Annotated in this window: 18 protein-coding genes and 4 tRNA genes; 15 read left to right on the plus strand and 7 right to left on the minus strand. The window is 63.8% G+C overall.

Annotation, left to right across the window (positions count from 1 at the left end; all coding sequences use genetic code 11):
* Nucleotides 1-35: 35 nt before the first annotated feature.
* The 3 genes from AC1DB0_RS07150 to AC1DB0_RS07160 all read right to left on the minus strand — a co-directional run bounded on the left by AC1DB0_RS07150 (nucleotide 36) and on the right by AC1DB0_RS07160 (nucleotide 3,364).
* Nucleotides 36-1,262: a YeeE/YedE family protein gene (locus tag AC1DB0_RS07150; RefSeq protein ID WP_054423406.1), complete on the minus strand. Its 1,227-nt coding sequence runs from the start codon at nucleotides 1,260-1,262 to the stop codon at nucleotides 36-38.
* Nucleotides 1,263-1,482: 220 nt separating this feature from the next.
* A complete protein-coding gene (locus AC1DB0_RS07155; RefSeq protein WP_054423405.1) occupies nucleotides 1,483-2,439 on the minus strand; it encodes an AEC family transporter in 957 nt (318 codons plus the stop codon).
* A 28-nt stretch (nucleotides 2,440-2,467) separates the two neighbouring features.
* Nucleotides 2,468-3,364 carry a DMT family transporter gene (locus AC1DB0_RS07160; protein ID WP_476757912.1) on the minus strand — a complete coding sequence of 299 codons (897 nt, stop codon included), beginning with the start codon at nucleotides 3,362-3,364 and terminating at the stop codon, nucleotides 2,468-2,470.
* Between the two features lie 112 nt (nucleotides 3,365-3,476).
* Between AC1DB0_RS07160 and AC1DB0_RS07165 the strand changes: the two genes are divergently transcribed.
* Entirely contained in the window at nucleotides 3,477-3,935 is a 459-nt protein-coding gene (locus tag AC1DB0_RS07165; protein WP_082387090.1) for a GNAT family N-acetyltransferase, read from the plus strand.
* 107 nt (nucleotides 3,936-4,042) lie between these two features.
* Here the strand turns inward: AC1DB0_RS07165 and AC1DB0_RS07170 are convergent.
* A tRNA-Leu gene (locus AC1DB0_RS07170) sits at nucleotides 4,043-4,127 on the minus strand.
* A gap of 161 nt (nucleotides 4,128-4,288) precedes the next feature.
* On the opposite strand from AC1DB0_RS07170, the gene AC1DB0_RS07175 reads away from it, so the two are divergent.
* Complete coding sequence (locus AC1DB0_RS07175; RefSeq protein WP_476757611.1) at nucleotides 4,289-4,900, plus strand: tRNA-uridine aminocarboxypropyltransferase; 612 nt, start codon at nucleotides 4,289-4,291, stop codon at nucleotides 4,898-4,900.
* Between the two features lie 221 nt (nucleotides 4,901-5,121).
* On the opposite strand, the gene AC1DB0_RS07180 is transcribed toward AC1DB0_RS07175, so the two are convergent.
* Both AC1DB0_RS07180 and AC1DB0_RS07185 read right to left on the minus strand, forming a co-directional pair.
* Nucleotides 5,122-5,206 (minus strand) — tRNA-Leu (locus AC1DB0_RS07180).
* An 84-nt stretch (nucleotides 5,207-5,290) separates the two neighbouring features.
* Nucleotides 5,291-5,375, minus strand: a tRNA-Leu gene (locus AC1DB0_RS07185).
* Nucleotides 5,376-5,600: 225 nt separating this feature from the next.
* On the opposite strand from AC1DB0_RS07185, the gene rnr reads away from it, so the two are divergent.
* The 12 genes from rnr to AC1DB0_RS07245 all read left to right on the plus strand — a co-directional run bounded on the left by rnr (nucleotide 5,601) and on the right by AC1DB0_RS07245 (nucleotide 18,410).
* Complete coding sequence (rnr, locus tag AC1DB0_RS07190) at nucleotides 5,601-8,069, plus strand: ribonuclease R (protein ID WP_054423402.1); 2,469 nt, start codon at nucleotides 5,601-5,603, stop codon at nucleotides 8,067-8,069.
* Between the two features lie 142 nt (nucleotides 8,070-8,211).
* Nucleotides 8,212-8,949 (plus strand): 23S rRNA (guanosine(2251)-2'-O)-methyltransferase RlmB, encoded by a 738-nt coding sequence (gene rlmB, locus AC1DB0_RS07195; protein WP_054423401.1) that lies wholly within the window; start codon nucleotides 8,212-8,214, stop codon nucleotides 8,947-8,949.
* Nucleotides 8,950-8,997: 48 nt separating this feature from the next.
* Nucleotides 8,998-10,242: a cystathionine gamma-synthase family protein gene (locus tag AC1DB0_RS07200; RefSeq protein WP_342067570.1), complete on the plus strand. Its 1,245-nt coding sequence runs from the start codon at nucleotides 8,998-9,000 to the stop codon at nucleotides 10,240-10,242.
* A gap of 58 nt (nucleotides 10,243-10,300) precedes the next feature.
* On the plus strand, nucleotides 10,301-10,981 hold the full coding sequence (locus tag AC1DB0_RS07205) for a Fe2+-dependent dioxygenase (RefSeq protein WP_054423399.1): 681 nt from the start codon (nucleotides 10,301-10,303) through the stop codon (nucleotides 10,979-10,981).
* Between the two features lie 357 nt (nucleotides 10,982-11,338).
* Nucleotides 11,339-11,611 (plus strand): HU family DNA-binding protein, encoded by a 273-nt coding sequence (locus tag AC1DB0_RS07210; RefSeq protein WP_003812968.1) that lies wholly within the window; start codon nucleotides 11,339-11,341, stop codon nucleotides 11,609-11,611.
* Nucleotides 11,612-11,767: 156 nt separating this feature from the next.
* Nucleotides 11,768-11,843 (plus strand) — tRNA-Val (locus AC1DB0_RS07215).
* Nucleotides 11,844-12,294: 451 nt separating this feature from the next.
* A complete protein-coding gene (locus AC1DB0_RS07220; protein ID WP_054423398.1) occupies nucleotides 12,295-13,092 on the plus strand; it encodes an energy transducer TonB in 798 nt (265 codons plus the stop codon).
* Between the two features lies 1 nt (nucleotide 13,093).
* The gene (locus AC1DB0_RS07225) at nucleotides 13,094-14,059 is read left to right on the plus strand and encodes a MotA/TolQ/ExbB proton channel family protein (protein ID WP_082387088.1); all 966 of its coding nucleotides are present in this window, start codon (nucleotides 13,094-13,096) and stop codon (nucleotides 14,057-14,059) included.
* Nucleotides 14,059-14,565, plus strand: a complete 507-nt coding sequence (locus AC1DB0_RS07230; protein ID WP_054423397.1) for an ExbD/TolR family protein — start codon at nucleotides 14,059-14,061, stop codon at nucleotides 14,563-14,565. The genes AC1DB0_RS07225 and AC1DB0_RS07230 overlap by 1 nt, the downstream gene beginning before the upstream one ends.
* A gap of 66 nt (nucleotides 14,566-14,631) precedes the next feature.
* The gene (locus AC1DB0_RS07235; protein ID WP_006218435.1) at nucleotides 14,632-15,303 is read left to right on the plus strand and encodes a response regulator transcription factor; all 672 of its coding nucleotides are present in this window, start codon (nucleotides 14,632-14,634) and stop codon (nucleotides 15,301-15,303) included.
* 156 nt (nucleotides 15,304-15,459) lie between these two features.
* On the plus strand, nucleotides 15,460-16,485 hold the full coding sequence (locus AC1DB0_RS07240) for a sensor histidine kinase (protein ID WP_054423396.1): 1,026 nt from the start codon (nucleotides 15,460-15,462) through the stop codon (nucleotides 16,483-16,485).
* The gene (locus AC1DB0_RS07245; RefSeq protein WP_054423395.1) at nucleotides 16,482-18,410 is read left to right on the plus strand and encodes a potassium transporter Kup; all 1,929 of its coding nucleotides are present in this window, start codon (nucleotides 16,482-16,484) and stop codon (nucleotides 18,408-18,410) included. The genes AC1DB0_RS07240 and AC1DB0_RS07245 overlap by 4 nt, the downstream gene beginning before the upstream one ends.
* Before the next feature lie 540 nt (nucleotides 18,411-18,950).
* Here the strand turns inward: AC1DB0_RS07245 and argG are convergent.
* Nucleotides 18,951-20,291, minus strand: coding sequence for an argininosuccinate synthase (gene argG / locus AC1DB0_RS07250; RefSeq protein ID WP_054423394.1), 1,341 nt, complete (start codon nucleotides 20,289-20,291; stop codon nucleotides 18,951-18,953).
* A 269-nt stretch (nucleotides 20,292-20,560) separates the two neighbouring features.
* On the opposite strand from argG, the gene AC1DB0_RS07255 reads away from it, so the two are divergent.
* Nucleotides 20,561-22,060 (plus strand): efflux transporter outer membrane subunit, encoded by a 1,500-nt coding sequence (locus AC1DB0_RS07255; RefSeq protein WP_476757608.1) that lies wholly within the window; start codon nucleotides 20,561-20,563, stop codon nucleotides 22,058-22,060.

Consider the following 22,060-nt stretch of genomic DNA (forward strand, 5'->3'; position numbering starts at 1 on the left):
CACTGTTTTTCAGTGCCGGGGTTAAGCCGCGCGGCTTAGCAGCTGGACGCAGGCGGCGTCTTCTCAACCGCCAAGCCGAAAGCCGGGCGCAGGTGCACGCCCAGGGCGCTGCCAGCGAAGGCGGCCGGCAGCCACAGCCAAGCGTGYAGGCTGCCCGACAGGATGCCGCTGAAGTAGGCGCCGATGTTGCAGCCGAACGCCAGGCGTGAGCCATAGCCCAGCAGCAGGCCGCCAATGACGGCGCCAGCCAGCGAACGCGCGGGCACTTTCCACACAGGGGCGAACTTGCCCGCTGCGCTGGCCGCGGCCAGCGCGCCCAGCATCAGGCCGATGTCCATGACGGTGGTGACGTCTTGGCGCAGCGGTGCGCCCAGCGAGGGCTGCTTGCTCCAGTAGGTCCAGGTCGCCACGTCGCCGCTGACGGCGTTCAGGGCCTTGGCGCCCCACAGCGCAAAGGCTGACGTGATGCCCCACGGGCGGCCGGCCAGCGCCAACGTGGCAAAGTTCAGAACGACCAGCGCCACCCCGCCCCAGATCAGCGGCCACGGGCCTTGCAGCAGCGACACCGGACGCGCGGTGCGCGATGCAAACGACACCACATGACCGTGGCGGCGCTTCTCAAGCGCGGTGGCCACCCAGGCGATCAGCGCGAACACGGCCAGGTTGGCGGCAAGCGCCGGCGCCAGGCCCCAGGTCTTGATCAGCGACGTGGGCGCCAGCGCGGGCAGCGCCGACCACCAGCCGAAGTTGGCGGTGGCAATCACCGAACCGATGATGAAGAACAGCAAAGTCACCAGCATGCGGGTATTGCCGCCGCCCACTGCGAACAGCGTGCCCGAGGCGCAGCCGCCTCCCAACTGCATGCCGATGCCAAAGAGGAAGGCGCCCAGCACCACGGACACCCCCGGCGGCGAGACAAATCCCGTGACGGGCTGGCCGAACAGCGAGCCCGATGCCAGGAAAGGGAAGAACAGCAGCACGCCCACGCCCAGCATGAACATTTGCGCGCGCAGCCCCGCGCTCCGGCGATCCGACACGAACACGCGCCATGCTTGCGTGAAGCCGAAAGAGGCGTGGTACAGCGTGACGCCCAGCAGCGCACCGACCACCCACAGCGCGCCTTGGCGCCAGCTGACGGTCTGGTTCAGATAGAGCGCGCCGGCCAGCAGCAGCAACAGTGCAATCCAAAGCGGCTTGCGGTTGATCTGGATGGGCGGCAGGGCCGAAGAGGGCAGGGGCAGGGTCGAGGCGTTGGAGCTCATGGGTATCCCGATGGGATGGGTATCGTCAAAGCAAACGGGCGCATTGAGGGCGCCCGTAGGAATGTTGGAAGTTTAAGGCGGAGCGCAAATCTCCCAAACCAATAAATTCCGCTTGAATAATAACTAAAAGTTATTAAGGGCTGAGTCGCTTGCCGCCGCCACAGATGGCGTTCCAGACAATGCGCCAGGCTGCGGCGAAGTCGGCGGCGAGCAACGACGGTCAGGAAACAGGATGGGCGCTGATCCAGGCCACCAGCAGGCTGACGGTCAGCACCGAGGCCACGGTCGAGACGAGGATGGCGCGGGACGTAACGCGCGCATCGCGGCCATACATATTGGCCAGCATGAATGGGCCGGTGCCGATGGGCAACGCGCTCATCAGCACGGCGGTCCAGGCCCACAGCGGGGGCATGGAAAAAACATAGAAGGCCAGCACTGCCGTGACGGCGGGCTGCAGCAACAGCTTGCCCAGCACCAGGCGCAGTACGCCTGGGCCTGCGCTGGCCGTTTCCGTCTGCGCCAGGAACAGGCCGATCGTGACCAGCGCACACGGGCTGGCGGACGCGCCCAGCAAGGCCACGTAGCGGTCGATGCCTTCGGGCAGCGCGACGCCCGTCGAGGCCCAGGCCAGGCCCAGCACGGGGGCGGCCAGCAAGGGGTTGCGCGTTAGCGCCCGGCCGACTTTGATCAGCGTGGCGGCGGCGTTGGGGGTTTGCTGGCGGTCGAATTCAATCAGTGCGATGGCGAAGCCGAACAGCACGCTGGCGGTCAGCAGGGTGGTGAACGTGGCGGGCGCAAGGCTGTCCGCGCCCAGCAGCGCCAGGCACAGCGGAATGCCCATGTAGCCGGCATTCGCGTATGACGCCGCCAGCCCTTCGATGCTGCGGTCGGTGAGGGCGCGCCGCGTGTTCTTGTCAGCGCCCCGGCCCGGCAAAAACGCCACCAAAAACGTCACGGCGATGCCGCCGGCAAATGCGCCGACAAAACCCCAGTGCGCCATGTGCGCCAAGTCCACCTGCGTCATCGCCCGGAACAGCAGCGCCGGCAGCGACAGGTAGACCACGTAGCGGTTCAACGCGTCGGTCGCGCCGGGGCCAAGCACCTTTGCGCGGGCGGCCAGCCATCCGGTCAGGATCAGCGCAAAGACCGGCAGGGCGGCGGTGATGACGGCATTCATGGTCGAAGGCGAGGGCGCGGGAAGGCGCTCATTCTACTTGGCGAGCGCGGGCGCTGCGGGTGACCAGCAGAATACCCAACGCGGCCAACGCCATGCCTGGATAAGCCAGTGCGGGAATGGGTTCGCCCAGCGCCATCAACGCGAACACCGCCGTGCAGGGCGGCACCAGGAAGAACAGGGCGGATACGCGCGAGGCTTCGCCGTGCCGGATCATCGTCAGCAGCAAGGTGATGGCGATAAGCGAATTGCCCACCACCAGATAGGCCAGCGCGCCCAGCAGCGGGCCGGTCCATTCGATATGCATGGGTTCCAGCCAGAACGCCAGCGGCGCGGTGACCGCGAGGCCAACGGCGTACTGCACCAGATTGGACGTGACGGGATGCGTGGCGGTGCCGTAGCGCTTTTCGTACAGCGTGCCGCTTGTGATGCACAGCAGTGCGCCCACGGCGAACAGCAGCCCCAGCGGCGCCAGCACATCAATCGACGCCTTGGCGACGATGACGAGCGCGGCGCCCGAGACGCCCAGGCCCAGGCCAGCCCAACGCCGGAGGTCGACACGTTCCTGCGCGATCATCGGCGCCAGCAGTCCGATCAGAATAGGTTGCAGCGATGCGATCAGCGCCAGGCCGCCCGCGGACATGCCGAGCTTCAAAGACAGATACGTGCAACAGAAATAGCCCGCTTGCAGCAACAGCCCGACCATCGCCAGATGGCCCCAGGCGCGAGCGCCGCGCGGCAGCGGCGGGCGCATGATCAGCATGAAGGGCGCCAGAATCAGCACGACGCAGGCGTAGCGCACCGCCAGAAACGTCATCGGGTCGGCATAAGCCAGGCCGATCTTGAGCACGACGAATCCACTGGACCACAACAACAGGAAAAGCGCGGGCGCGATTTTCAGCCAGGTTGGGGGTGTGGCGGGCGTCATGTTGGGTGCAGGCAACGTGGGCAAGCCGCGATCGTACCCCTTTTCGGCTCGGTGTCATCCTTGCGAGAATGCGGCGTAGGATATTTATTGTTGATCCGTTGCACGCGAGGGAATGGAAATGTCGACCAATAAACCATCAAAAAAATCAGCAGTGCGTATTGCGCTCGGCACGTGGGACCGCTTGCGCCAAGACGCTTACTCGGTTCGATACGAAGTTTTTGTCGTCGAGCAAAAAGTCCCGCCCGAGGTTGAGCTGGACGATGACGATGCCGTGTCAGTACACGCCGTGGCGTATGGGCCGGACGGCACGCCGATGGGCACCGGCCGCTTGCTGCCCGATGGCCATATCGGCCGCATGGCCGTGCACAAGAAAGCGCGCGGCATGGGCGTGGGCGGGCAGTTGCTGGATGCGCTGATCGAGCAAGGCCACGGCGATGGCCATCGTATGTTGGTGTTGCACGCGCAAACACACGCCGCCGGCTTCTATCAGGCGCACGGCTTTGCGGTGGAAGGCGAGGAGTTCGTGGAAGCGGGCATTCCGCATGTGGTGATGACGCGCGAACTGAAGTAGGGCTAGGGCGCGTGCAAACCACGAAAAGCCAAAAGAAAAAACCCCGGTCGTTTTCACGAACGGGGTTTTTCTTGGCGCATCACGCAGGTACCTCGTGATGTAATAATTGGTGCCCAGGAGAGGACTCGAACCTCCACACCTTGCGGCACACGGACCTGAACCGTGCGCGTCTACCAATTCCGCCACCTGGGCGCTGTCGCTTCACTTGTTGCGTCGCTTTCGCTTCGTTTCTTGTTCAGCAGCAGAGGAACGAGATTATGCATACTTTTTTGAAGGTGTGCAAGCGACGGAGAATCTTTTTTCTCTCTTTCCGCATTTTTTCGTGCGGCCCACTTTCGCTATAGTGTCGCCCCATGTCTCGCCCTCTTTGCACGCGCTGCCTGCGCCCCGAATCGCACTGCCTGTGCGCGCTGATCCCGTCCTTGTCGTGCCGCACCCGCATCGTGGTGTTGCAGCATCCCAGTGAATCGCGTCACGCTTTGAACACCGCCCGGTTGGCGGTGCTGGGGCTGGCGGGTGCGCGGCGGGTGGTGGGTGAACGCTTCGAGCCGAGCGATTGGGCCGCGCCTGGCTACGCGCCTCGCTTGTTGTTTCCGGGGCCGGCCGCCGAGGTCTTGCATCCGGGGTATGGGCAGGATCTGGATCAGCCGATTCAATTGATCGTGCCGGATGGCACGTGGGGGCATGCGCGCAAGTTGCTGCACATCAATCCCGAGCTGGCGGCGTTGCCGCGCGTGATGTTGCCGCCGGGCTTGACCACGCGTTATCGCGTGCGTCATGCCGATATTCCGGGTGCGCTGTCCACGATCGAAGCCGTCACGCACGCGTTGAATGCGATCGAGGCGCCGATGAGTGTGGATGCGTTGCTGCGGCCATTCGAAGCGTTGATCGACGGGCAGATCGAAGGGATGGGTGAAGATCTTTATGCGCGGCATCATTTGCAGCGCAAGGTGCCATGGCGATGAGTTTGCAGTCGGGCAGGGCGTGCAGAAGATAATCCTGCGTGATTAATCTGCGGGCCATTTAAATGAATGGCTCGTGAAGGTGAATGGCTCGTGAAGGTTTCACGAATTGCGCGCGCAAAGCAAAAGCCGCGACATAGCAAAAGCCCCGAACATCTTTCGATCTTCGGGGCTTTTCGCCTTGCTATCCAATCAGCTAAGTGCTGATTCGACCTATATGCGGGTGGTGCCCAGGAGAGGACTCGAACCTCCACACCTTGCGGCACACGGACCTGAACCGTGCGCGTCTACCAATTCCGCCACCTGGGCAAAGAAAGAGCTGTTGGCTCTGACGTCTTACTTTTTACCTTTCACTATCTGACTCGCCCGAAAGCCAATCAGACTTAAATTCCGTGGTGCCCAGGAGAGGACTCGAACCTCCACACCTTGCGGCACACGGACCTGAACCGTGCGCGTCTACCAATTCCGCCACCTGGGCACTGAGAGATACTGTGTCAGAAGTATGTGATACGCTGCCGCTCTAGTTGCTTTGCTTTAGTTTGTGTTTTTAAAGCCTGAAAGCTTAAAAACGTTTAACTAAAACATGCGTCCTGAGCGCAGTTGGTTTTACAATGGGTCTTTCGACCCCTCTGACCATTTCTGCTTCAGTGTTCAGCCTTGGGCGAACCACAGAAGCTGCGCATTATATACGGAAATTTCAGCTTTGGCAAAACGATCGAATAACGAATCGAAAAACAACAGATCAACACCCTTGCCCGAAGCGCCGCCGGACTTCGACCCTGATGTCCCGTCCCGTGAAGCCATTTTGACGGCGCTGCGTTCCGCAGGCTCGCCGCTGTCTCCGGTTGAGTTGGCAGAGCGCATGGGCATCGAGCGCGCGGCGACGATGGTCGGTTTCGAGCGCCGGTTGGGCGCTATGGAACGCGACGGGCAATTGATGCCCAACCGCAAAGGCGTGTTGTTGCTCGCTACCAAATTGGACTTTGTCGCCGGCAAGGTGCTGGGGCATCGCGACGGTTTCGGCTTCCTGCTGCGCGATGACGGCGGCCCGGACTTGTTCCTGTCGCCGCGCGAAATGCTCAAGGTGCTGCATGGCGACCGCGTGCTGGTCAAGCCGTCGGGCGAATACCGGGGCAAGCCGGAAGGCACCATCGTTGAAGTCATTGAACGCCGCACCAACAAACTGGTGGGCCGCTTCCTGCACGAGCATGGCCTGTCCATCGTTGTGCCGGAAGACCAGCGCATCAAGCACGACATCCTGATTCCACCCAGCGACACCAACGGCGCCCAGCATGGGCAGGTGGTCGCGGTTGAAATCATGGAGCAGCCCACTCGCCACACGCAGCCGCTGGGCCGCGTGGCGGAAGTGCTGGGTGAAATCGATGACCCCGGCATGGAAATCGAAATCGCGGTGCGCAAGTTTGATGTGCCCGTCGAATTCTCGGAAGCCGCCCGCAAGCAGGCTGCACGCCTGCCTGACGTGGTGCGTAAAAGCGATCTCAAAGACCGCGTGGATCTTCGCGATGTGCCGCTGATCACCATCGACGGTGAAGACGCGCGCGATTTCGACGACGCCGTGTATTGCGAGCCGGTCGAACTCGGCACGGGACAGCGCAAGCGCCCGGGCTGGCGCCTGCTGGTAGCGATTGCCGACGTCAGCCATTACGTGCGCCCGGGCGACGCCATCGACGACGACGCCATCGAACGCGGCACCAGCGTGTACTTCCCGCGCCGGGTCATTCCGATGCTGCCGGAGTCGCTCTCCAATGGCCTGTGTTCGCTGAACCCCGATGTCGACCGCCTGGTGCTGGTCTGCGACATGGTCATTCCGGCAACCGGCGCCAAGGCCGGCACGGTCACGGCATACCAGTTCTATAACGCGGTGATGCACTCGCATGCCCGCACCACCTACACGAACGTCTGGGCGGCATTGCAGCAGCCGGGCGGCCCCGCCGCCGCAGCGATGCGCGCCGTGATGCCGCAGGTTCAGCATCTGTATGAGCTGTTCCAGTTGTTGGTGCAGGGCCGCAAGAAGCGCGGCGCGATCGATTTCGACACCGTCGAAACCAAGATCGTCTGCAACGAGCTCGGCCGTATCGAACAGATCGTGGCGTCGGTGCGTAACGATGCCCACAAGCTGATCGAAGAGTGCATGCTGGCCGCCAACACCTGCGCGGCCGACTTCATGACGCGCAGCAAGCATCCTGGCCTGTACCGTATCCATGAAGGCCCCACGCCGGAACGCCTGCAATCGCTGCGTGAATTCCTGCGCACGATGGGCTTGTCGCTGGGCGGGGGTGAAACGCCCACCGCCAAGGACTACGGCGACTTCCTCGACACCGTGCGCGGCCGCCCCGATTACCAGTTGCTGCAAACCATGTGCCTGCGCTCGATGCAGCAAGCCGTGTACAGCCCGGACAACATGGGCCACTTTGGCCTGTCGTACCCCGGCTACAGCCATTTCACGTCGCCCATCCGCCGCTACCCCGACCTGCTCACGCACCGGGTGATCAAGGCGTTGCTGGCTGGCCAGCGTTATGTGCCTAGCCTGGATGATCACCAAGCGGTGGTCATCGGCCGCACGCAAAAGGAACACGAGCAAGCCATCTGGGAAAAGATGGGCTTGGTGTTGTCGGCCAGCGAACGCCGTGCCGACGAAGCCTCGCGCGATGTCGAAGCCTGGCTCAAGTGCTGGTTCGTCAAGGAACGCGTGGGCGAAGACTTCAGCGGCACCGTCACCGGCGTGGCCAGCTTCGGCATCTTCGTCACGCTGGATACGCTGCACGTAGAAGGGCTGGTGCATGTGTCCGAACTGGGCGGCGAGTACTTCCAGTTCAACGACGCGCTGCATGAGTTGCGCGGCGAACGCACGGGCATGCGCTATCGCCTGACCGACAAGGTGCAGGTGCAAGTGGCCCGCGTCGATCTGGAAGCGCGCCGCATCGAATTCCGCTTGGTGCAGGGTACGAGTTTCGATGCCTTGCGCAAGGCGGCGGCCCGTGGGCCGGACGAGCCGGTGCGCCGCGTGAAGAAGGCGGCTGCGCCCAAGCCCGCTGCGCTCAAGGGTCAAACGGCCAAAGAGCGGCGTGCAGACGCCAAGAAGGCCAGCAAGCCGCCTCGGTCATCCAAGCGCGCCGCGCCGGCCAAAAAAGCCACGCACAAGCGGCACTGATCCCGCCCGATGTGTGCGCTTTATGGTCACCCTGTCTTAGGGCGGGGCGGCCATAAGGGGTAACATTGCGCTGATGGCCGGCTTGGTCCGGTGGCCCGCCCCCTCTGGGGCGGGTATTCGTTTATCTAAAGGTATTGCATCTATGGCGTCGACCCAAGTTCTAGCCGGGTTTCACGCGGTTGTCGCGCGGCTGCGCCACGCGCCCGAGTCGATCAAGGAAATCTATGTAGAAGCGTCGCGCCGCGACAAGCGCATGCAGACGCTCATCGAGCAGGCCGAAAAGGCGGGTTGCCGCCTGCATCCGGTCCCGATGGAGCGCCTTGACGGCCTGTCGCGCGGCACCCGCCATCAAGGCGTGGTGGCGCTGGCTGACGAACGCCAGTTGGCGGTGGACGTGGACGAAGTGCTTGACGTCATTGAAGGCCCGCCGCTGCTGCTGATTCTTGACGGCGTGACCGATCCCCACAATCTGGGCGCCTGCCTGCGCACCGCCGATGCTGCCGGCGTGCACGCGGTGATCGCACCGCGCGACCGCGCCGTGGGCCTGAACGCCACCGTGCAGCGCGTGGCTTGCGGTGCGGCCGACACCGTCCCCTATGTGATGGTGACCAATCTGGCGCGCACGATGCGCAGCCTGAAGGACCGCGGCGTGTGGCTGGTCGGCACCGATGACCAGGCCACCGACAGCATGCACCAGATCGATGCGCGCCAGCCGATGGCGTGGGTCATGGGCGCGGAAGGCGAGGGCATGCGCCGCCTGACGCGTGAAACCTGCGACCAGCTCGTGAACATTCCCATGCTGGGTTCGGTGGAAAGCCTGAACGTCAGCGTGGCCAGCGCCGTCTGCCTGTACGAAACCGTGCGTCAGCGCCAAGCCTGACCGGTTCAACCCTTCGTTTGTAGATCTTCCTTTACGCGTCAGCCCATCATGCACCAGAACGGCTTTACCACCACGATCCTCCATTCCGACCGCCAACAATCCGTCGAGCACGGAGCGGTGCACAAGCCGATGCATCCGTCATCGGAATTCGCTTACGACGACGCGCGCGAACTGGCTGCTGTGTTCCAGGGCAAGGCGGGCTTTACGTACGCGCGCCAAGGCACGCCGACCACCACGGCGCTGGAAGCGAAGATCAACCATATGGAAGGCGGCAAGGGCACGGTCAGCTTCGCCACAGGCATGGCGGCGTTGTCAGCCATCTTCACGACGCTGCTGCGCCGCGGCGACCACCTGGTGTCCAGCCAGTTCGTTTTCGGCAACACCAACAGCCTGCTGGGCACGCTGCTTGAGCTGGGCGTTGAAATCACCTTCGTCGATGCGACGGACGCCGCGCAGGTGCGTGCGGCCATTCAGCCGAACACGCGCATGGTCTTTACCGAGACCATCGCCAACCCGGGTACGCAGGTTGCTGACCTGGCCGTGATTGGCGAAATCTGCCGCGAAAAGCATCTGGTCTACGTGGTCGATAACACGCTGACCTCGCCGTGGATGTTCCGCCCGTCGACGGTGGGCGCGTCGCTGGTGATGAATTCGCTGTCGAAGTACATCGGCGGCCATGGCAATGCGCTGGGCGGCGCGGTGACGGATACCGGCCTGTATGACTGGGCGGACTACGCCAATATCTACGACGCCTATCGCAAGGGGGCGTCCACCAGCTGGGGCCTGACGCAGATCAAGAAGAAGGGCCTGCGCGACATGGGCGGCACGTTGGCCGCCGAACCCGCGCACCGCATTGCCGTGGGCGCTGAAACGCTCGCGCTGCGCATGGCCAAGCATTGCGCCAACGCACTGGCGTTGGCGCGCTTTCTGGAAGAGCACCCCGGCGTTGCCAAGGTGCATTACCCCGGTCTGGCCAGCCATGCGCAGCACGCGCGCGCGGCAGCCCTGTTCGGGTCGCGCTTTGGCGGGCTGCTGGGCGTAGAGCTTGCTGATGGCGTGGATTGCTTTGATTTCCTGAACCGCCTGCGCATCGTGCTGATGGCCACCCACCTGGGCGACACGCGTAGCCTGGCGCTGCCGGCCGCGCACACCATCTATTACGAGATGGGCGCCGAACGCCGCAAGCAGATGGGCATTGCCGACAGCCTGATCCGCGTGTCGGTGGGCATCGAAGACGAGGCTGATCTGCTGTTTGATTTCGATCAGGCGTTGAATGGGTGTCTGAAGGGATAATCCGACAAGCGCACGCAGGCCGCGTGGGTGCGGCTGTGATGACGCCAGGACAAGATTCATGCTGATACAGATCGCAGAAGTATTCACGCCCGACGAGGCGGCTGATATCCGGCGCAGATTGGATGCGTCCGAATGGGTGGATGGCAAGGTCACGGCGGGCTACCAGTCGGCCGAGGTCAAGCGCAACCGGCAACTGCCCGAACAGCATCCCTTGGCGCAGGAACTCGGCAACCTGATCCTGCAACGCCTGGCGACGAACAATCTGTTCATGTCCGCCGCCTTGCCGCGCAAGATCTTCCCGCCGCTCTTTAACCGCTATGAAGGTGGCGAGGCATTCGGCTATCACGTGGACAACGCGGTGCGCGGTATTGCAGGCACGGCCGAGCGCGTGCGCACGGACCTGTCGGCCACGCTGTTCTTTTCCGAACCTGATTCCTATGATGGCGGCGAGCTCGTCATCGATGACACCTATGGTCCGCGCGCCGTGAAGCTGCCGGCGGGGCATATGGTGCTGTATCCGGGCACGAGCCTGCACAAGGTGAATCCGGTGACGCGTGGCGCTCGCGTCAGTTCGTTCTTCTGGATGCAGAGCCTGGTGCGCGAAGACAGTCAGCGCGCATTGCTGCTGGATATGGATGTGGCCATTCAGCGCTTGAATCAAGACGTCGCGGGGCACGCATCGATCGTGCAGCTGACCGGCATTTATCACAATTTGCTGCGCCGCTGGGCTGATGTTTGATTCAGGCTTGAAGCGTTGTTAAGGGGTGTCGTGCAAACCCCGAAATGCGCGTTTTTGTTTATTGCGAAATCAGCTAAAAGCTAGTATTGGCGCGGGTTGTGGTGAGGTTTTCGCTTGACAGCCGCTCTACGCCAAGGCCTAATACATCTCTGCGTCGCTGACGGTTTGAAGGCATCAATGCCATCAAATCCTAAGCGGCGCAGCAGTTTAAAAGTTGTGCTTTGCAGCGCAAGAAAAAGTTTATCCACTGTCTGTTCGTCGTTTGTCGGGCCTAGCGTAAGTTGGTGGCGTCCCTGCATGACAGCCATGAACCGCACGGCCTCGCCAGACTCAATACCTTGTGAGGGGTACACCTGAATGAACAAAACCGAACTCATCGATCACATCGCCAGCAAGGCCGATATCTCCAAGGCTGCAGCCGGCCGTTCGCTCGACGCCCTGATCGGTGCCGTGAAGACCACGCTGAAGAAAGGCGGTACGGTCACGCTGGTTGGCTTTGGCACGTTTGCCGTGTCGGCACGCGCTGCGCGCACTGGCCGCAACCCGCGTACGGGCGAGACCATCAAGATCAAGAAGGCCAAGGTGCCGAAGTTCCGTCCGGGCAAGGCCCTGAAGGACGCCGTCAACTAATGGACGGCACGGCGGTCGCGGGGCTGGTCCCACGCGATTTGCCGACAATCACGCGGTCCGGTATACTCCGGCCCGCGTATTGCTTTTGAGTACCCCGAGTTGGCAGTTGCTTCACACGAAACCTCGTATTGAGGCGGCAACGGAAGTGTCAGGATCGGGTGCTTAGCTCAGTTGGTAGAGCGGCGCCCTTACAAGGCGTAGGTCACAGGTTCGACCCCTGTAGCACCCACCATCAAAAGCCATCGACGCCATCGGTTTTCCGCTGGCCGCCGATACACCCAGCAAGTCCGGAACCGGCAGGTTCCATGCAAAACCCGCACACGGCATCGTGGCGGGTTTTTTGTTTTCGGGCGCTGATATCTAGCGGTGCCTATCTGCGCAGATCGCTACACACCCTGCTGCACATCGCGTGACGCAGGGATGCCCGTGCACCTTCCTTAGGCGCTCATCCACGCCCCGCACTTACCCGCGCGCTTGCCGGTGTGCAAGCAATTTCGTAAGCGTTTTGTGCATCCTGGCTTGACCAGAATCAGCAGTGTTACGCTACTCCAGACGAAATAGGACGTGCGAATCATTCGCATTTAAGATATTATGTTCGGCTTGTACCGGCCAGCCGACGTTCCCCTTTTGCGCGCGTCCTTTCCCTGGCTGGCCGGCTAAGTCAATGCACCCCTGGCTGATTCATGCCTAGTTTTCAACGCGGTTGGAATTCTTCTTCGCCGTCTTCATTTGGTATACGCGCAGGCGCTGGCCTGGCGGTTGTCGCACTTCACGCGGCTGTGATCGGCGCCATTTTCATGGCTCCTGCGAATCGTCCTGAACTGGAGGAACCCGAGGCTGTCATGGTCAGTCTGGTGGATGCGCCCATCCCGCAGGTGGCTAAGGCCGAGCCCACGCCGGAAGTGCCGCAGCCCGTGGTGGAGCCGCCGCCCGAGCCCCAGCCCGAGATCGAGCCGGAACCCGAGCCCGAACCCGAACTGAAGCCCGAGCCGGAACCCGAGCCTGAACCGGTGGTTGAAAAGCCGCCGATGCCGGCCCCTAAGCCTAAGCCCAAGCCGAAGCCCAAGCCCCAGCCCAAGCAGGAAGTCAAACCCGAACCCAAGCCGGAAACGCCGCCTCCGCAAACGCCGCCCGCCGGCGCCACGGACGGGGCTCAGGCTTCGCAGAGTCCGCAGCAAGGGCCTCCGCCTGACCAGCCGGTCCTGGTGTCGAGTATTGAGTTCCAGGGCGCGCGCCCCATGCCCAACTACCCGATGGCATCGCGCCGCATGCGGGAAGAGGGGCGGGTGCTGGTGCTGGTGGAGATCAATACGCAGGGGCTGGTGGACCGCGCCACGATCGACACGTCGTCGGGATTCCCGAGGCTGGACGAATCCGCGCTGACCGCCGCCCGCAAGGCCAAGTTCAAGCCCTATACCCGTAATGGCGTGGCTTATGCCGCCAAAGCCAAAATTCCGTTCGATTTCGTAATGAGGAACTGAGATGTCCAACGCACTGCATAGCGCCACCCTGGTGGCGCAGGCGACCACCAGCCCGGCAGCGCCGGCCGCTGCGGGCGCCGCTGCGCCTGCCGCCGCCGCGGCTGCGCCCGCAGCCCAACAAGCCGCGACGACCGCGGGCGCGGTCGCCCAGCAATCGGCGGATGCGCTGCACAGCGCCGCTGCTGCGCTGCCGGCAGCCCCGGCTCCGGCTGCGGTTCCCGACATGGGCTTTCTGCACTTTGTCGCCCAGAGCGACTTCGTCGGCAAGACCCTGTTCGTCATCCTGATCCTGATGTCGCTGGTGACCTGGTACCTGATCCTGGTCAAGGCCGCCAGCAACGTCAGCATGCGCAAACGTTCGGCCGACTTCCTGAACAAGTTCTGGAACGCCAGCTCGCTGGAGCAGGTTGAGCACGAAATCAGCACGCACGGCGCGCGCGATCCGTTCTCGCATCTGGCCAGCCACGCCATGCACGCGCAAGCGCACCACAACAAGTTTGGCGCCACCAAGCTGGAAGAGTCGGGCAGCAACTCCGATTTCGTCACGCGCACCATGCGCAAGGTGATCGACGAAGAAACCGCCAAGCTGGAAAACGGCCTGACGGTGCTGGCCTCGGTGGGTTCCACCGCGCCGTTCGTCGGCCTGTTCGGTACGGTGTGGGGCGTGTATCACGCGCTGGTGGGTATCGGCCTGTCCGATGGCGTCACCATCAACCGTATCGCCGGTCCGGTGGGCGAAGCCCTGATCATGACGGGCCTGGGCCTGGCAGTGGCCATTCCCGCGGTGCTGGCGTACAACACGTTCGTGCGCAACAACCGCGTGTTCCTGTCGCGCCTGGATGCTTTTGCCCATGACCTGTTTGCGTTCCTGACCACCGGCCAGCAAGTTGCGCTGTCCGACGGCAAGGTGCGCGCCCTGCGTCGCCAGAACGGTAACGGCGCCGCGGTTCAACGCGGGAGCGAATAATGGCCTTTGGCAGCTTCGAGGGAAAAGGGTCCGGAAGCCATGCGGTTTCCGAGATCAACATGGTGCCGCTGATCGACGTCATGCTGGTGCTGCTGGTGATCTTCATCATCACGGCGCCGCTTCTGGCGCACTCGATCAAGATCAACATGCCCCAGGTGGCCGCCGAGCAGATCGAAGAAGAGCCCAAGACGGTGGACCTGGCCATTGACGCCAGCGGCGCAATGTTCTGGGACGAAAAGCCGGTCAATATCGATGACCTGCCCAATCGCTTCAAGTCGATCGCCGGCACCAAGCCGCAACCGGAAATCCGCATCCGCGCCGATCAGAACACCCGCTACGAAACGCTGGCCAAGGTCATGGCCTCGGCTCGCCGCTCGGGCATGTCGCGCATCGGGTTCGTGACGACGCCGCCGACAGGCGGGGCCGCCGCCGCTGAAGCGCCTGCCGCGGGCAGTGCCCCGGGGGGCGCAACGCCGGCTCCGGCCGGGGCACCGTCCGGCCGGTGAACGAATCCTGCTAGAAGGGGGCGCATTTCGCGCCCCTTTTTTTTCGGATCGCGCTAGAATCGCGGCATGCGAGTACTGGTAATCGAAGACGACACCACCCTGGGCCACGCGCTCCAGGAATTCCTGGCCGACCAGGGTTATGCGGTCGACTGGCTGACAGAAGGCGACCGTGTCCTGGGCGCTCTGGCAGGCCAGCCGTACGACCTCATGCTGCTCGACCTGAATCTTCCCGGCATGAGCGGGCTTGATGTGCTGCGGCAATTGCGCCAAGACGGCAATCAGGTTCCCGTGCTGATCCTCACCGCGCGTGATGGCATCGAAGACCGCGTTGCGGGCCTGGATGCCGGCGCTGACGACTACGTCACCAAACCCTTTGAACTGCCCGAGCTGGCGGCGCGCGTGCGCGCCTTTGGCCGGCGGCGCGCCGGTCAGGCCCAGCCGCTGATCGAAGTCGGCCCCCTGGTGTTCGATACGGTCGGCCGCGAAGTGCGCGCCAATGGCCAACGCCTGTCGCTGTCTGTACGCGAGCTCTCTGTGCTTGAGATGCTGATGGCCCGTGTGGGCCGCGTTGTGACCAAGCGCCAGATCGTGAACTCGTTGTCCGCCTGGGACGCCGATTTCAGCGAAAACGCGGTTGAAGTCTATGTGTACCGTCTGCGCAAGCGCCTGGAAGGCACGGGCGCCAGCATCCAGACGGTGCGCGGCTTCGGCTACATGCTGGATGTGGAAACGGCCTGACGGGCCGGGCGCGGCCGGCATGCTCCGGCTGCGCACTTGCATCCGCCACAGCGAGGGTATCGCGTCATGACGCACGAACGCACTCCTTCCGCTCTTACTCCCTCACGCCCCTTGCTCCCTTCACGCTCGCTGGCGCGGCATCTGGTGATACGCCTGATGCCGCCGATTCTGCTGCTCGTCCTGCTGGATCTTGCAGCCACGTGGGTCATCACGCACAAGATCGACATGTCGCTCTGGATGCTGGAAGACTTCTTCTGGCTGATGGTGGTGGGGCAGGTGGCGCTGATCGCGCTGTTCACCTGGGTGGTGGTGCAGGGCGTGCGGTCGGGGCTGCGGTCGGTGAACCATTTGTCGGAAGAAATCCGGCAGCGCTCCATCGACGATATGCAGCCGCTGGAAGTGGCGGGCGTGCCGGTCGAGATCGAACCGCTGGTGACGCACACGAACGACCTGCTGCTGCGGCTGGACGCCTCGCTTGCCGCGCAACGCCGTTTCATCGGCCATGCGGCGCATCAACTGCGCACCCCCTTGTCTGGCCTGCGGCTGGAATCCGAACTGATGCTGGCTCGCCCCTTGCCCGACGATGTGCGGGCGCGGGCCGAACGCATCAAGGCCGTCAGTGACCGCATGATCCGCCTGGGCCAGCAGTTGCTGGTGCTGGCGCGTGCCGATCCGAACGCACGGCCGCAAGACAGCTTTGTGCGTATCGACCTGTGCGAATGGGTGCGGGCGCATGGGGCCGAGTGGTTTCCGCGTGTGCGCGAGGCGCGCTATGAGCTGGATCTGGTGGCGCCGGATGCGCCCATCTGGATCGACGCCGACCCCCTGCTGCTGGCCGAACTCCTGGGCAACCTGATCGACAACGCCTTGCGCTACGGTAACGAAACCGGGCGCATCACGCTGATCGTGGGCGCCAACCCGCCGTCGCTGACGGTTGAGGACGACGGCCCCGGCATTCCCGCCGAAGAGCGCGACCGCGTGTTCGAAGCTTTTTACCGGTCGCCCACCGCTACGGCGGGCGGCTCGGGATTGGGCCTGGCGATCGTGCGCGAGATTGCGCACGCGCATGGCGCCTGGTGGAAGCTCACCAGCCGCCCCGACTTTTCCGGAACGCGGCTATCCGTTGTGTTCCCCGGCCCCCGCAAAGGGGCTCAACTTACTCGTCAAGAACCGACATCATGAGCCAAGCTTCGGCTGGTGTTCCTTCCCCGTCAGGCGCTCACGCAGGCGGGGTGCATGCACCATCGTCGCGCGCGGCGCTGATCATGGGCGCATTGGGTGTGGTGTATGGCGACATCGGCACCAGTCCGCTGTACACGCTGCGCGCCTGCCTGACCGGCCTGAGCGTGCACACGGACCTTGAACCTGCGCATTTGCTGGGCGTGCTGTCCATCCTGTTCTGGATGCTGATGGTGGTGGTGTCCTTGAAGTACGTGACGCTGGTGCTGCGCGCCGACAACCGGGGCGAGGGCGGCACGCTGGCGCTGCTGGAGCTGGCGGTGCGCAACCGTGACGGCAAATTGCGATGGGTGCTGATCGTGCTGGGCATTTTTGGCGCGGCGCTCTTTTATGGCGACAGTATGATCACGCCGGCCATTTCGGTGCTGTCGGCGCTGGAAGGGATCAGCATCGTGTCGCACACCTTGGATGCCTGGGTGGTGCCGATTGCGCTGGTGGTGCTGGTGGCGCTGTTCGCGATCCAGTCGCACGGAACAAGCGTGATGGGTAAGCTGTTCGGCCCCGTGATGCTGGTGTGGTTCGGCACCTTGGCGGCGCTGGGCGCGTGGCAGATCTGGCAGACGCCCGAAGTGCTGGCGGCGCTGAACCCGATGTGGGGCTTGCGCTTCATCATCGAGTTTCCGCTGATCAGCTTTGTGTTGCTGGGCGCGGTGGTGCTGGCGCTGACAGGCGCCGAGGCGCTGTACGCCGACATGGGCCACTTTGGCCGACCGGCCATTCGCAGCGCCTGGTTCAGCATGGTGTTGCCGGCGTTGACGCTTTGCTATTTCGGCCAGGGCGCGCTGCTGCTGCGCGACCCGACGGCAATCCGCAATCCGTTCTTCATGATGGCGCCCGAGTGGGGTTTGGCGCCGCTGGTGGCGTTGGCGACGATTGCAACCATCGTGGCGTCGCAGGCGGTGATTTCCGGCGCGTATTCGGTGACGCGGCAGGCGGTGCAACTGGGTTTCTGGCCGCGCATGCAGATTCTGCATACCTCGGCCGTTGAGAAGGGCCAGATCTATCTGCCGCAGGTGAACGCGCTGCTGTTGTGCGCGGTGCTGGTGCTGGTGCTGCTGTTCCGCAATTCCGACAACCTGGCCGCAGCCTACGGCTTTGCGGTGACGGGCACGATGCTGACGACGTCGGTGCTGGCGTTCGCGGTGCTGCCGCGCGGCACGACGGGCGTGAAGCGGATGCTGTGGTTTGGCGTGCTGGGCCTGTTGCTGTTGTTCGACGTGCTGCTGTTTTCGGCCAACGTGTTCAAGATTCATGAGGGCGGCTGGTTGCCGCTGCTGGTGGCGATCGTGGTGTTCACGCTGATGATGACGTGGCGCCGTGGCCGTCATCTGCTGTCTGATATGCAGCATCGGGATCGTCAGCCGCTCAAGGAATTCATGGAGCAGCTTGAGGAATACCCCCCGTCGCGGGTGCCGGGTACGGCGATCTTCATGACGATGAATTCGGGCAATGTGCCGCCGGCGCTGCTGCATAACCTGAAGCACAACAAGGTGCTGCACGACCACGTGCTGTTTCTGACGATTCTGGTGGCGGACGTGCCGTATATCTCGCCGGAAGAGCGTTTCGTGGTGAAGAAGCTGAGCGCGTCGAGCTGGACGGCGACGGTGAATTACGGCTTCAAGGAAGATCCGGATGTGCCGGAAGCGCTGCGGCTGGTGGCTGAAGCGTATCCCGAGCTGGATCTGGAACCGATGCGGACGTCTTATTTCCTGTCGCGGCAGACCGTGGTGGCGGCGAGAAAGCCGGCGCTGTGGCGGTGGCGGCGGGCGGTGTTCTCGTTCATGGCTCGGAATTCGACGCGGAGTACGAAGTTTTTCAAGATTCCGGCGAATCGGGTGGTGGAAATGGGAATGCAGGTGGAGTTGTAGGCGCTTTGGTTTTTGTGTTTCGCGGGTGGTGGGTTCTTTAGACGCCCTGCACGTCGGGGGCCTGGGGTGCGCGGGGCAACGATTGCGGTCCGGAGCCTTCGCTCCGGACTTCCCCTTTGTCATCTTCGTCACCCGCCTTCGGCGGGTTCCTTCAGATTCCCTCGGGCTTATCGACGCCCCGCGCACCCCAGGCCCCCGACGCGCAGGGCTCGGGTGGTGGAAACCTGACGGGCGCTGGGGCGAATGGTTTGCTTAGGGTTCGCGCCTACGGTGGTGGGTGGGGGAAGATCTTGCGGGGCCCGCGCCAGGCCGGCCGCGCGGGCGGCCTTTTGGCGCTTACGCGGTGTCTTGCGTTGGGGTGGTGGCGCTTCGTGAATGCGCTGGTCAATATGGCGTTGCGAATGCCGCGCGTAGGATGGGTGAAGCGCGCGAATACGCGCATAAGAACGACTGCGATCCATCGCCGCAACCCATCAATCCCAGACCCACAAAAAAAACCCCTCGACATCGTCGAGGGGTTTTTTGTTGGGCGTTGAAGAATTACTTCTTCTTCGCCGCGTCCGTCAGCTGGGGCAGCGACGTGCCGCTGGATGCCAGCAAACCCGTCTTCACGTACGTGAAGAGCTTTTCGCGGGTGTCGACGATGTCGAGGTTGCGCATGGTCAGTTGGCCGATGCGGTCTGCCGGCGTGAACGGGGCGTTTTCGACCTTTTCCATCGACAGGCGCTCGGGCGCGTACGTCAGGTTGGCCGATTCCGTGTTCAGCAGCGAGTAGTCGTTGCCGCGGCGCAGTTCGATGGTGACTTCGCCGGTGATGGCGCGGGCGACCCAGCGTTGGGCGGTTTCGCGCAGCATGATGGCTTGCGGGTCGAACCAGCGGCCTTGGTACAGCAGGCGGCCCAGCTTGCGGCCGTTTTCGCGGTACTGCTCGATGGTGTCTTCGTTGTGAATGCCGGTGACCAGGCGTTCGTAGGCGATGAACAGCAGCGCCAGGCCCGGGGCTTCGTAGATGCCGCGGCTCTTGGCTTCGATGATGCGGTTTTCGATCTGGTCGCTCATGCCCAGGCCGTGGCGGCCGCCGATGCGGTTGGCTTCCAGCAGCAGTTCGACCGGGTCGCTGTATTCCACGCCGTTCAGGGCGACCGGTTGGCCTTCCTCGAAGCGGACGGTGACTTCTTCGGCCTTCACGGCCACGTCGTCGCGCCAGAACGCCACGCCCATGATGGGCTTGACGATGCGGATGCCGGAGTTCAGTTGCTCCAGGTCCTTGGCTTCGTGGGTGGCGCCCAGCAGGTTGGAGTCGGTCGAGTAGGCTTTTTCGGCCGACATCTTGTAGTCGAAGCCGGCTTGGCGCATGTATTCGGACATTTCCGAACGGCCGCCCAGTTCGTCGATGAAGCGCTGGTCAAGCCAGGGCTTGTAGATCTTCAGGTCGGGGTTGGTCAACAGACCGTAGCGGTAGAAGCGCTCGATGTCGTTGCCCTTGAAGGTGCTGCCGTCGCCCCAGATGTTGACGTCGTCTTCCTTCATGGCGGCCACCAGCATCGTGCCGGTGACGGCGCGGCCGATGGGGGTCGTGTTGAAGTACGTGATGCCGGCGGTCGAGATGTGGAACGCGCCCGCTTGCAGGGCGGCGATGCCTTCAGCCACCAACTGCGCGCGGCAGTCGATCAGGCGGGCGTTTTCGGCGCCGTAGGCTAGGGCCTTGCGGGGGATTTCGTCGTAATCGGATTCGTCGGGCTGGCCCAGGTTCGCCGTGTAGGCGTACGGAATGGCGCCGTTATTGCGCATCCACAGAAGCGCTGCGCTGGTGTCGAGGCCGCCGGAAAAGGCGATGCCGACCTTCTGGCCGGTGGGAAGGTTCGGGAGGATAGTGGTCATTGTTTGAGGTGAGACGCCAACAGGACTTTGACAAAAGGCTTTGACAGCAGCAAGCCGCCAAACAAGAAAGGTAGCCGGCATTTTAACTCTTTTGACCGGGACGGGCGGGGCGGCTTGGGCCGCCGGCCGCATCTGTCCCCGTGAGGGCCTTGTCCGCCGCCCGCGCCCGCGAACCTGTCCGTTTTGTCAGGATGCGGACAGCGTGGGGTCCGGGACCCCTTTCTACAGTGGAACCCTATCCACAAGTGGCCGGGGACCCGGCTCGCGACATGAACACGGGAAATCGTATGGGGCCGCGTTGGGCGGGGGCGGGGTTGTCGGCCGTGCTGGCATTGGCCGGTTGCGCGGCCGGGCCGGATTACACGCGCCCGGCGATGGACCTGCCTGCCGCCTACAAGGAAGCCGGCCCGTGGAAGCCGGCCGAGCCCGGGGCGATCGACGGCAACATGCGCTGGTGGGAAGCGTATGGCGACGCCACGCTGAACACGCTGATCGACCAGGCCAACGCCGCCAATCAGACGATTCAGCAGGCGCAGGCCCAGTACCGCCAGGCGCGGGCGGCCGCTGACGCTGCGCGGGCCGGCTTCTGGCCCACGGTGGGCGTCAGCGCCTCTGCCCAGCGGGCGCGGGCGAAAAGCAATGGCGTGACGACGGTGTCCAATGGCTACGCCGCCGCGCTGGACGTGTCGTGGGAACCCGACCTGTGGGGCGCGGTGCGCCGCCAGGTCGAAGCCAGCGACGCCACGACCCAGGCCAGCGAGGCCAGTTTGGCCGCCGCCCGGCTCAGCATTCAGGCCGCGCTGGCGCAGGACTATCTGCAATTGCGGGCCGTGGACCGCGAAAAAGCGCTTTACGCCCGCACGCTGCAAGCCTATGCGCGCACCTTGAAGCTGACGCAAAGCCAGTACGACGCGGGCGTGGCCTTGCGTTCGGATGTAGCGCAGGCCGAAGCGCAACTGAAGACCGCACAGGCGCAGTCAATCGACCTGGACGCGTCGCGCAGCCAGCTGGAACACGCCATCGCCATTCTGACGGGGCGCACGCCCGCGCAGTTTGATCTGCCCGCCTTGCCGGCCGGCCAGCCCTGGACGTACCAGGTGCCGCCGGTGCCCACGGGCCTGCCGTCGGCGTTGCTGGAACGGCGGCCGGACATCGCAGCGGCCGAACGCAATGTGGCCTCGGCCAATGCGGGCATCGGGGTGGCGCGCGCGGCGTACTTCCCGTCGCTGGTGTTGTCGGCAAGCGGCGGCTTTGGCGCCGCCAGTTTCGCGCAGTGGTTCAACGCACCGGGCCGGGTCTGGTCATTGGGCGCGCTGTTGGCCGAAACCGTGTTCGACGGCGGCTTGCGCAAAGCGCGTGACGCGCAGGCCGTGGCGGTGTTCGATGCCAGCGCCGCGCAATACAAGCAGACGGTGCTGGGCGCATTTCAGGAGGTGGAAGACAACCTGTCCACGCTGCGCGTGCTGGACGATGAAGCGCGCGTGCAGGACGACGCGGTGGCCGCCTCGCGCTTGAGCGAGCAATTGGCCCTGGCGCAATACCGCGCGGGCACCACGACCTTTCTGACCGTGGCCGTCGCCCAAGCGCTGACCCTGTCAAACGAACGCGCCGCCGTGCAATTGCATGGCCGGCAGCTGGTGGCCAGCGTGGCGCTGGTGAAGGCCGTGGGCGGAGGCTGGAACGCCGCCGCCTTGAACACGCCCGATGCCGCCGCGCTGGCGGTGGCCGGCCCAGGGCAGGCCGCAAGCACAACTACCAAGAACGAGTGA

The organism is Achromobacter sp. 10T422 (assembly GCF_056394065.1).

Excerpts from the sequence above, each read along its gene's own strand:
- AC1DB0_RS07155 (WP_054423405.1), bottom strand. The coding sequence starts at position 2,439 with ATGAATGCCGTCATCACCGCCGCCCTGCCGGTCTTTGCGCTGATCCTG.
- AC1DB0_RS07160 (WP_476757912.1), bottom strand. The coding sequence starts at position 3,364 with ATGACGCCCGCCACACCCCCAACCTGGCTGAAAATCGCGCCCGCGCTT.
- AC1DB0_RS07165 (WP_082387090.1), top strand. The coding sequence starts at position 3,477 with ATGGAAATGTCGACCAATAAACCATCAAAAAAATCAGCAGTGCGTATT.
- AC1DB0_RS07175 (WP_476757611.1), top strand. The coding sequence starts at position 4,289 with ATGTCTCGCCCTCTTTGCACGCGCTGCCTGCGCCCCGAATCGCACTGC.
- rlmB (WP_054423401.1), top strand. The coding sequence starts at position 8,212 with ATGGCGTCGACCCAAGTTCTAGCCGGGTTTCACGCGGTTGTCGCGCGG.
- AC1DB0_RS07200 (WP_342067570.1), top strand. The coding sequence starts at position 8,998 with ATGCACCAGAACGGCTTTACCACCACGATCCTCCATTCCGACCGCCAA.
- AC1DB0_RS07205 (WP_054423399.1), top strand. The coding sequence starts at position 10,301 with ATGCTGATACAGATCGCAGAAGTATTCACGCCCGACGAGGCGGCTGAT.
- AC1DB0_RS07210 (WP_003812968.1), top strand. The coding sequence starts at position 11,339 with ATGAACAAAACCGAACTCATCGATCACATCGCCAGCAAGGCCGATATC.
- AC1DB0_RS07220 (WP_054423398.1), top strand. The coding sequence starts at position 12,295 with ATGCCTAGTTTTCAACGCGGTTGGAATTCTTCTTCGCCGTCTTCATTT.
- AC1DB0_RS07225 (WP_082387088.1), top strand. The coding sequence starts at position 13,094 with ATGTCCAACGCACTGCATAGCGCCACCCTGGTGGCGCAGGCGACCACC.
- AC1DB0_RS07230 (WP_054423397.1), top strand. The coding sequence starts at position 14,059 with ATGGCCTTTGGCAGCTTCGAGGGAAAAGGGTCCGGAAGCCATGCGGTT.
- AC1DB0_RS07235 (WP_006218435.1), top strand. The coding sequence starts at position 14,632 with ATGCGAGTACTGGTAATCGAAGACGACACCACCCTGGGCCACGCGCTC.
- AC1DB0_RS07240 (WP_054423396.1), top strand. The coding sequence starts at position 15,460 with ATGCCGCCGATTCTGCTGCTCGTCCTGCTGGATCTTGCAGCCACGTGG.
- AC1DB0_RS07245 (WP_054423395.1), top strand. The coding sequence starts at position 16,482 with ATGAGCCAAGCTTCGGCTGGTGTTCCTTCCCCGTCAGGCGCTCACGCA.
- argG (WP_054423394.1), bottom strand. The coding sequence starts at position 20,291 with ATGACCACTATCCTCCCGAACCTTCCCACCGGCCAGAAGGTCGGCATC.
- AC1DB0_RS07255 (WP_476757608.1), top strand. The coding sequence starts at position 20,561 with ATGAACACGGGAAATCGTATGGGGCCGCGTTGGGCGGGGGCGGGGTTG.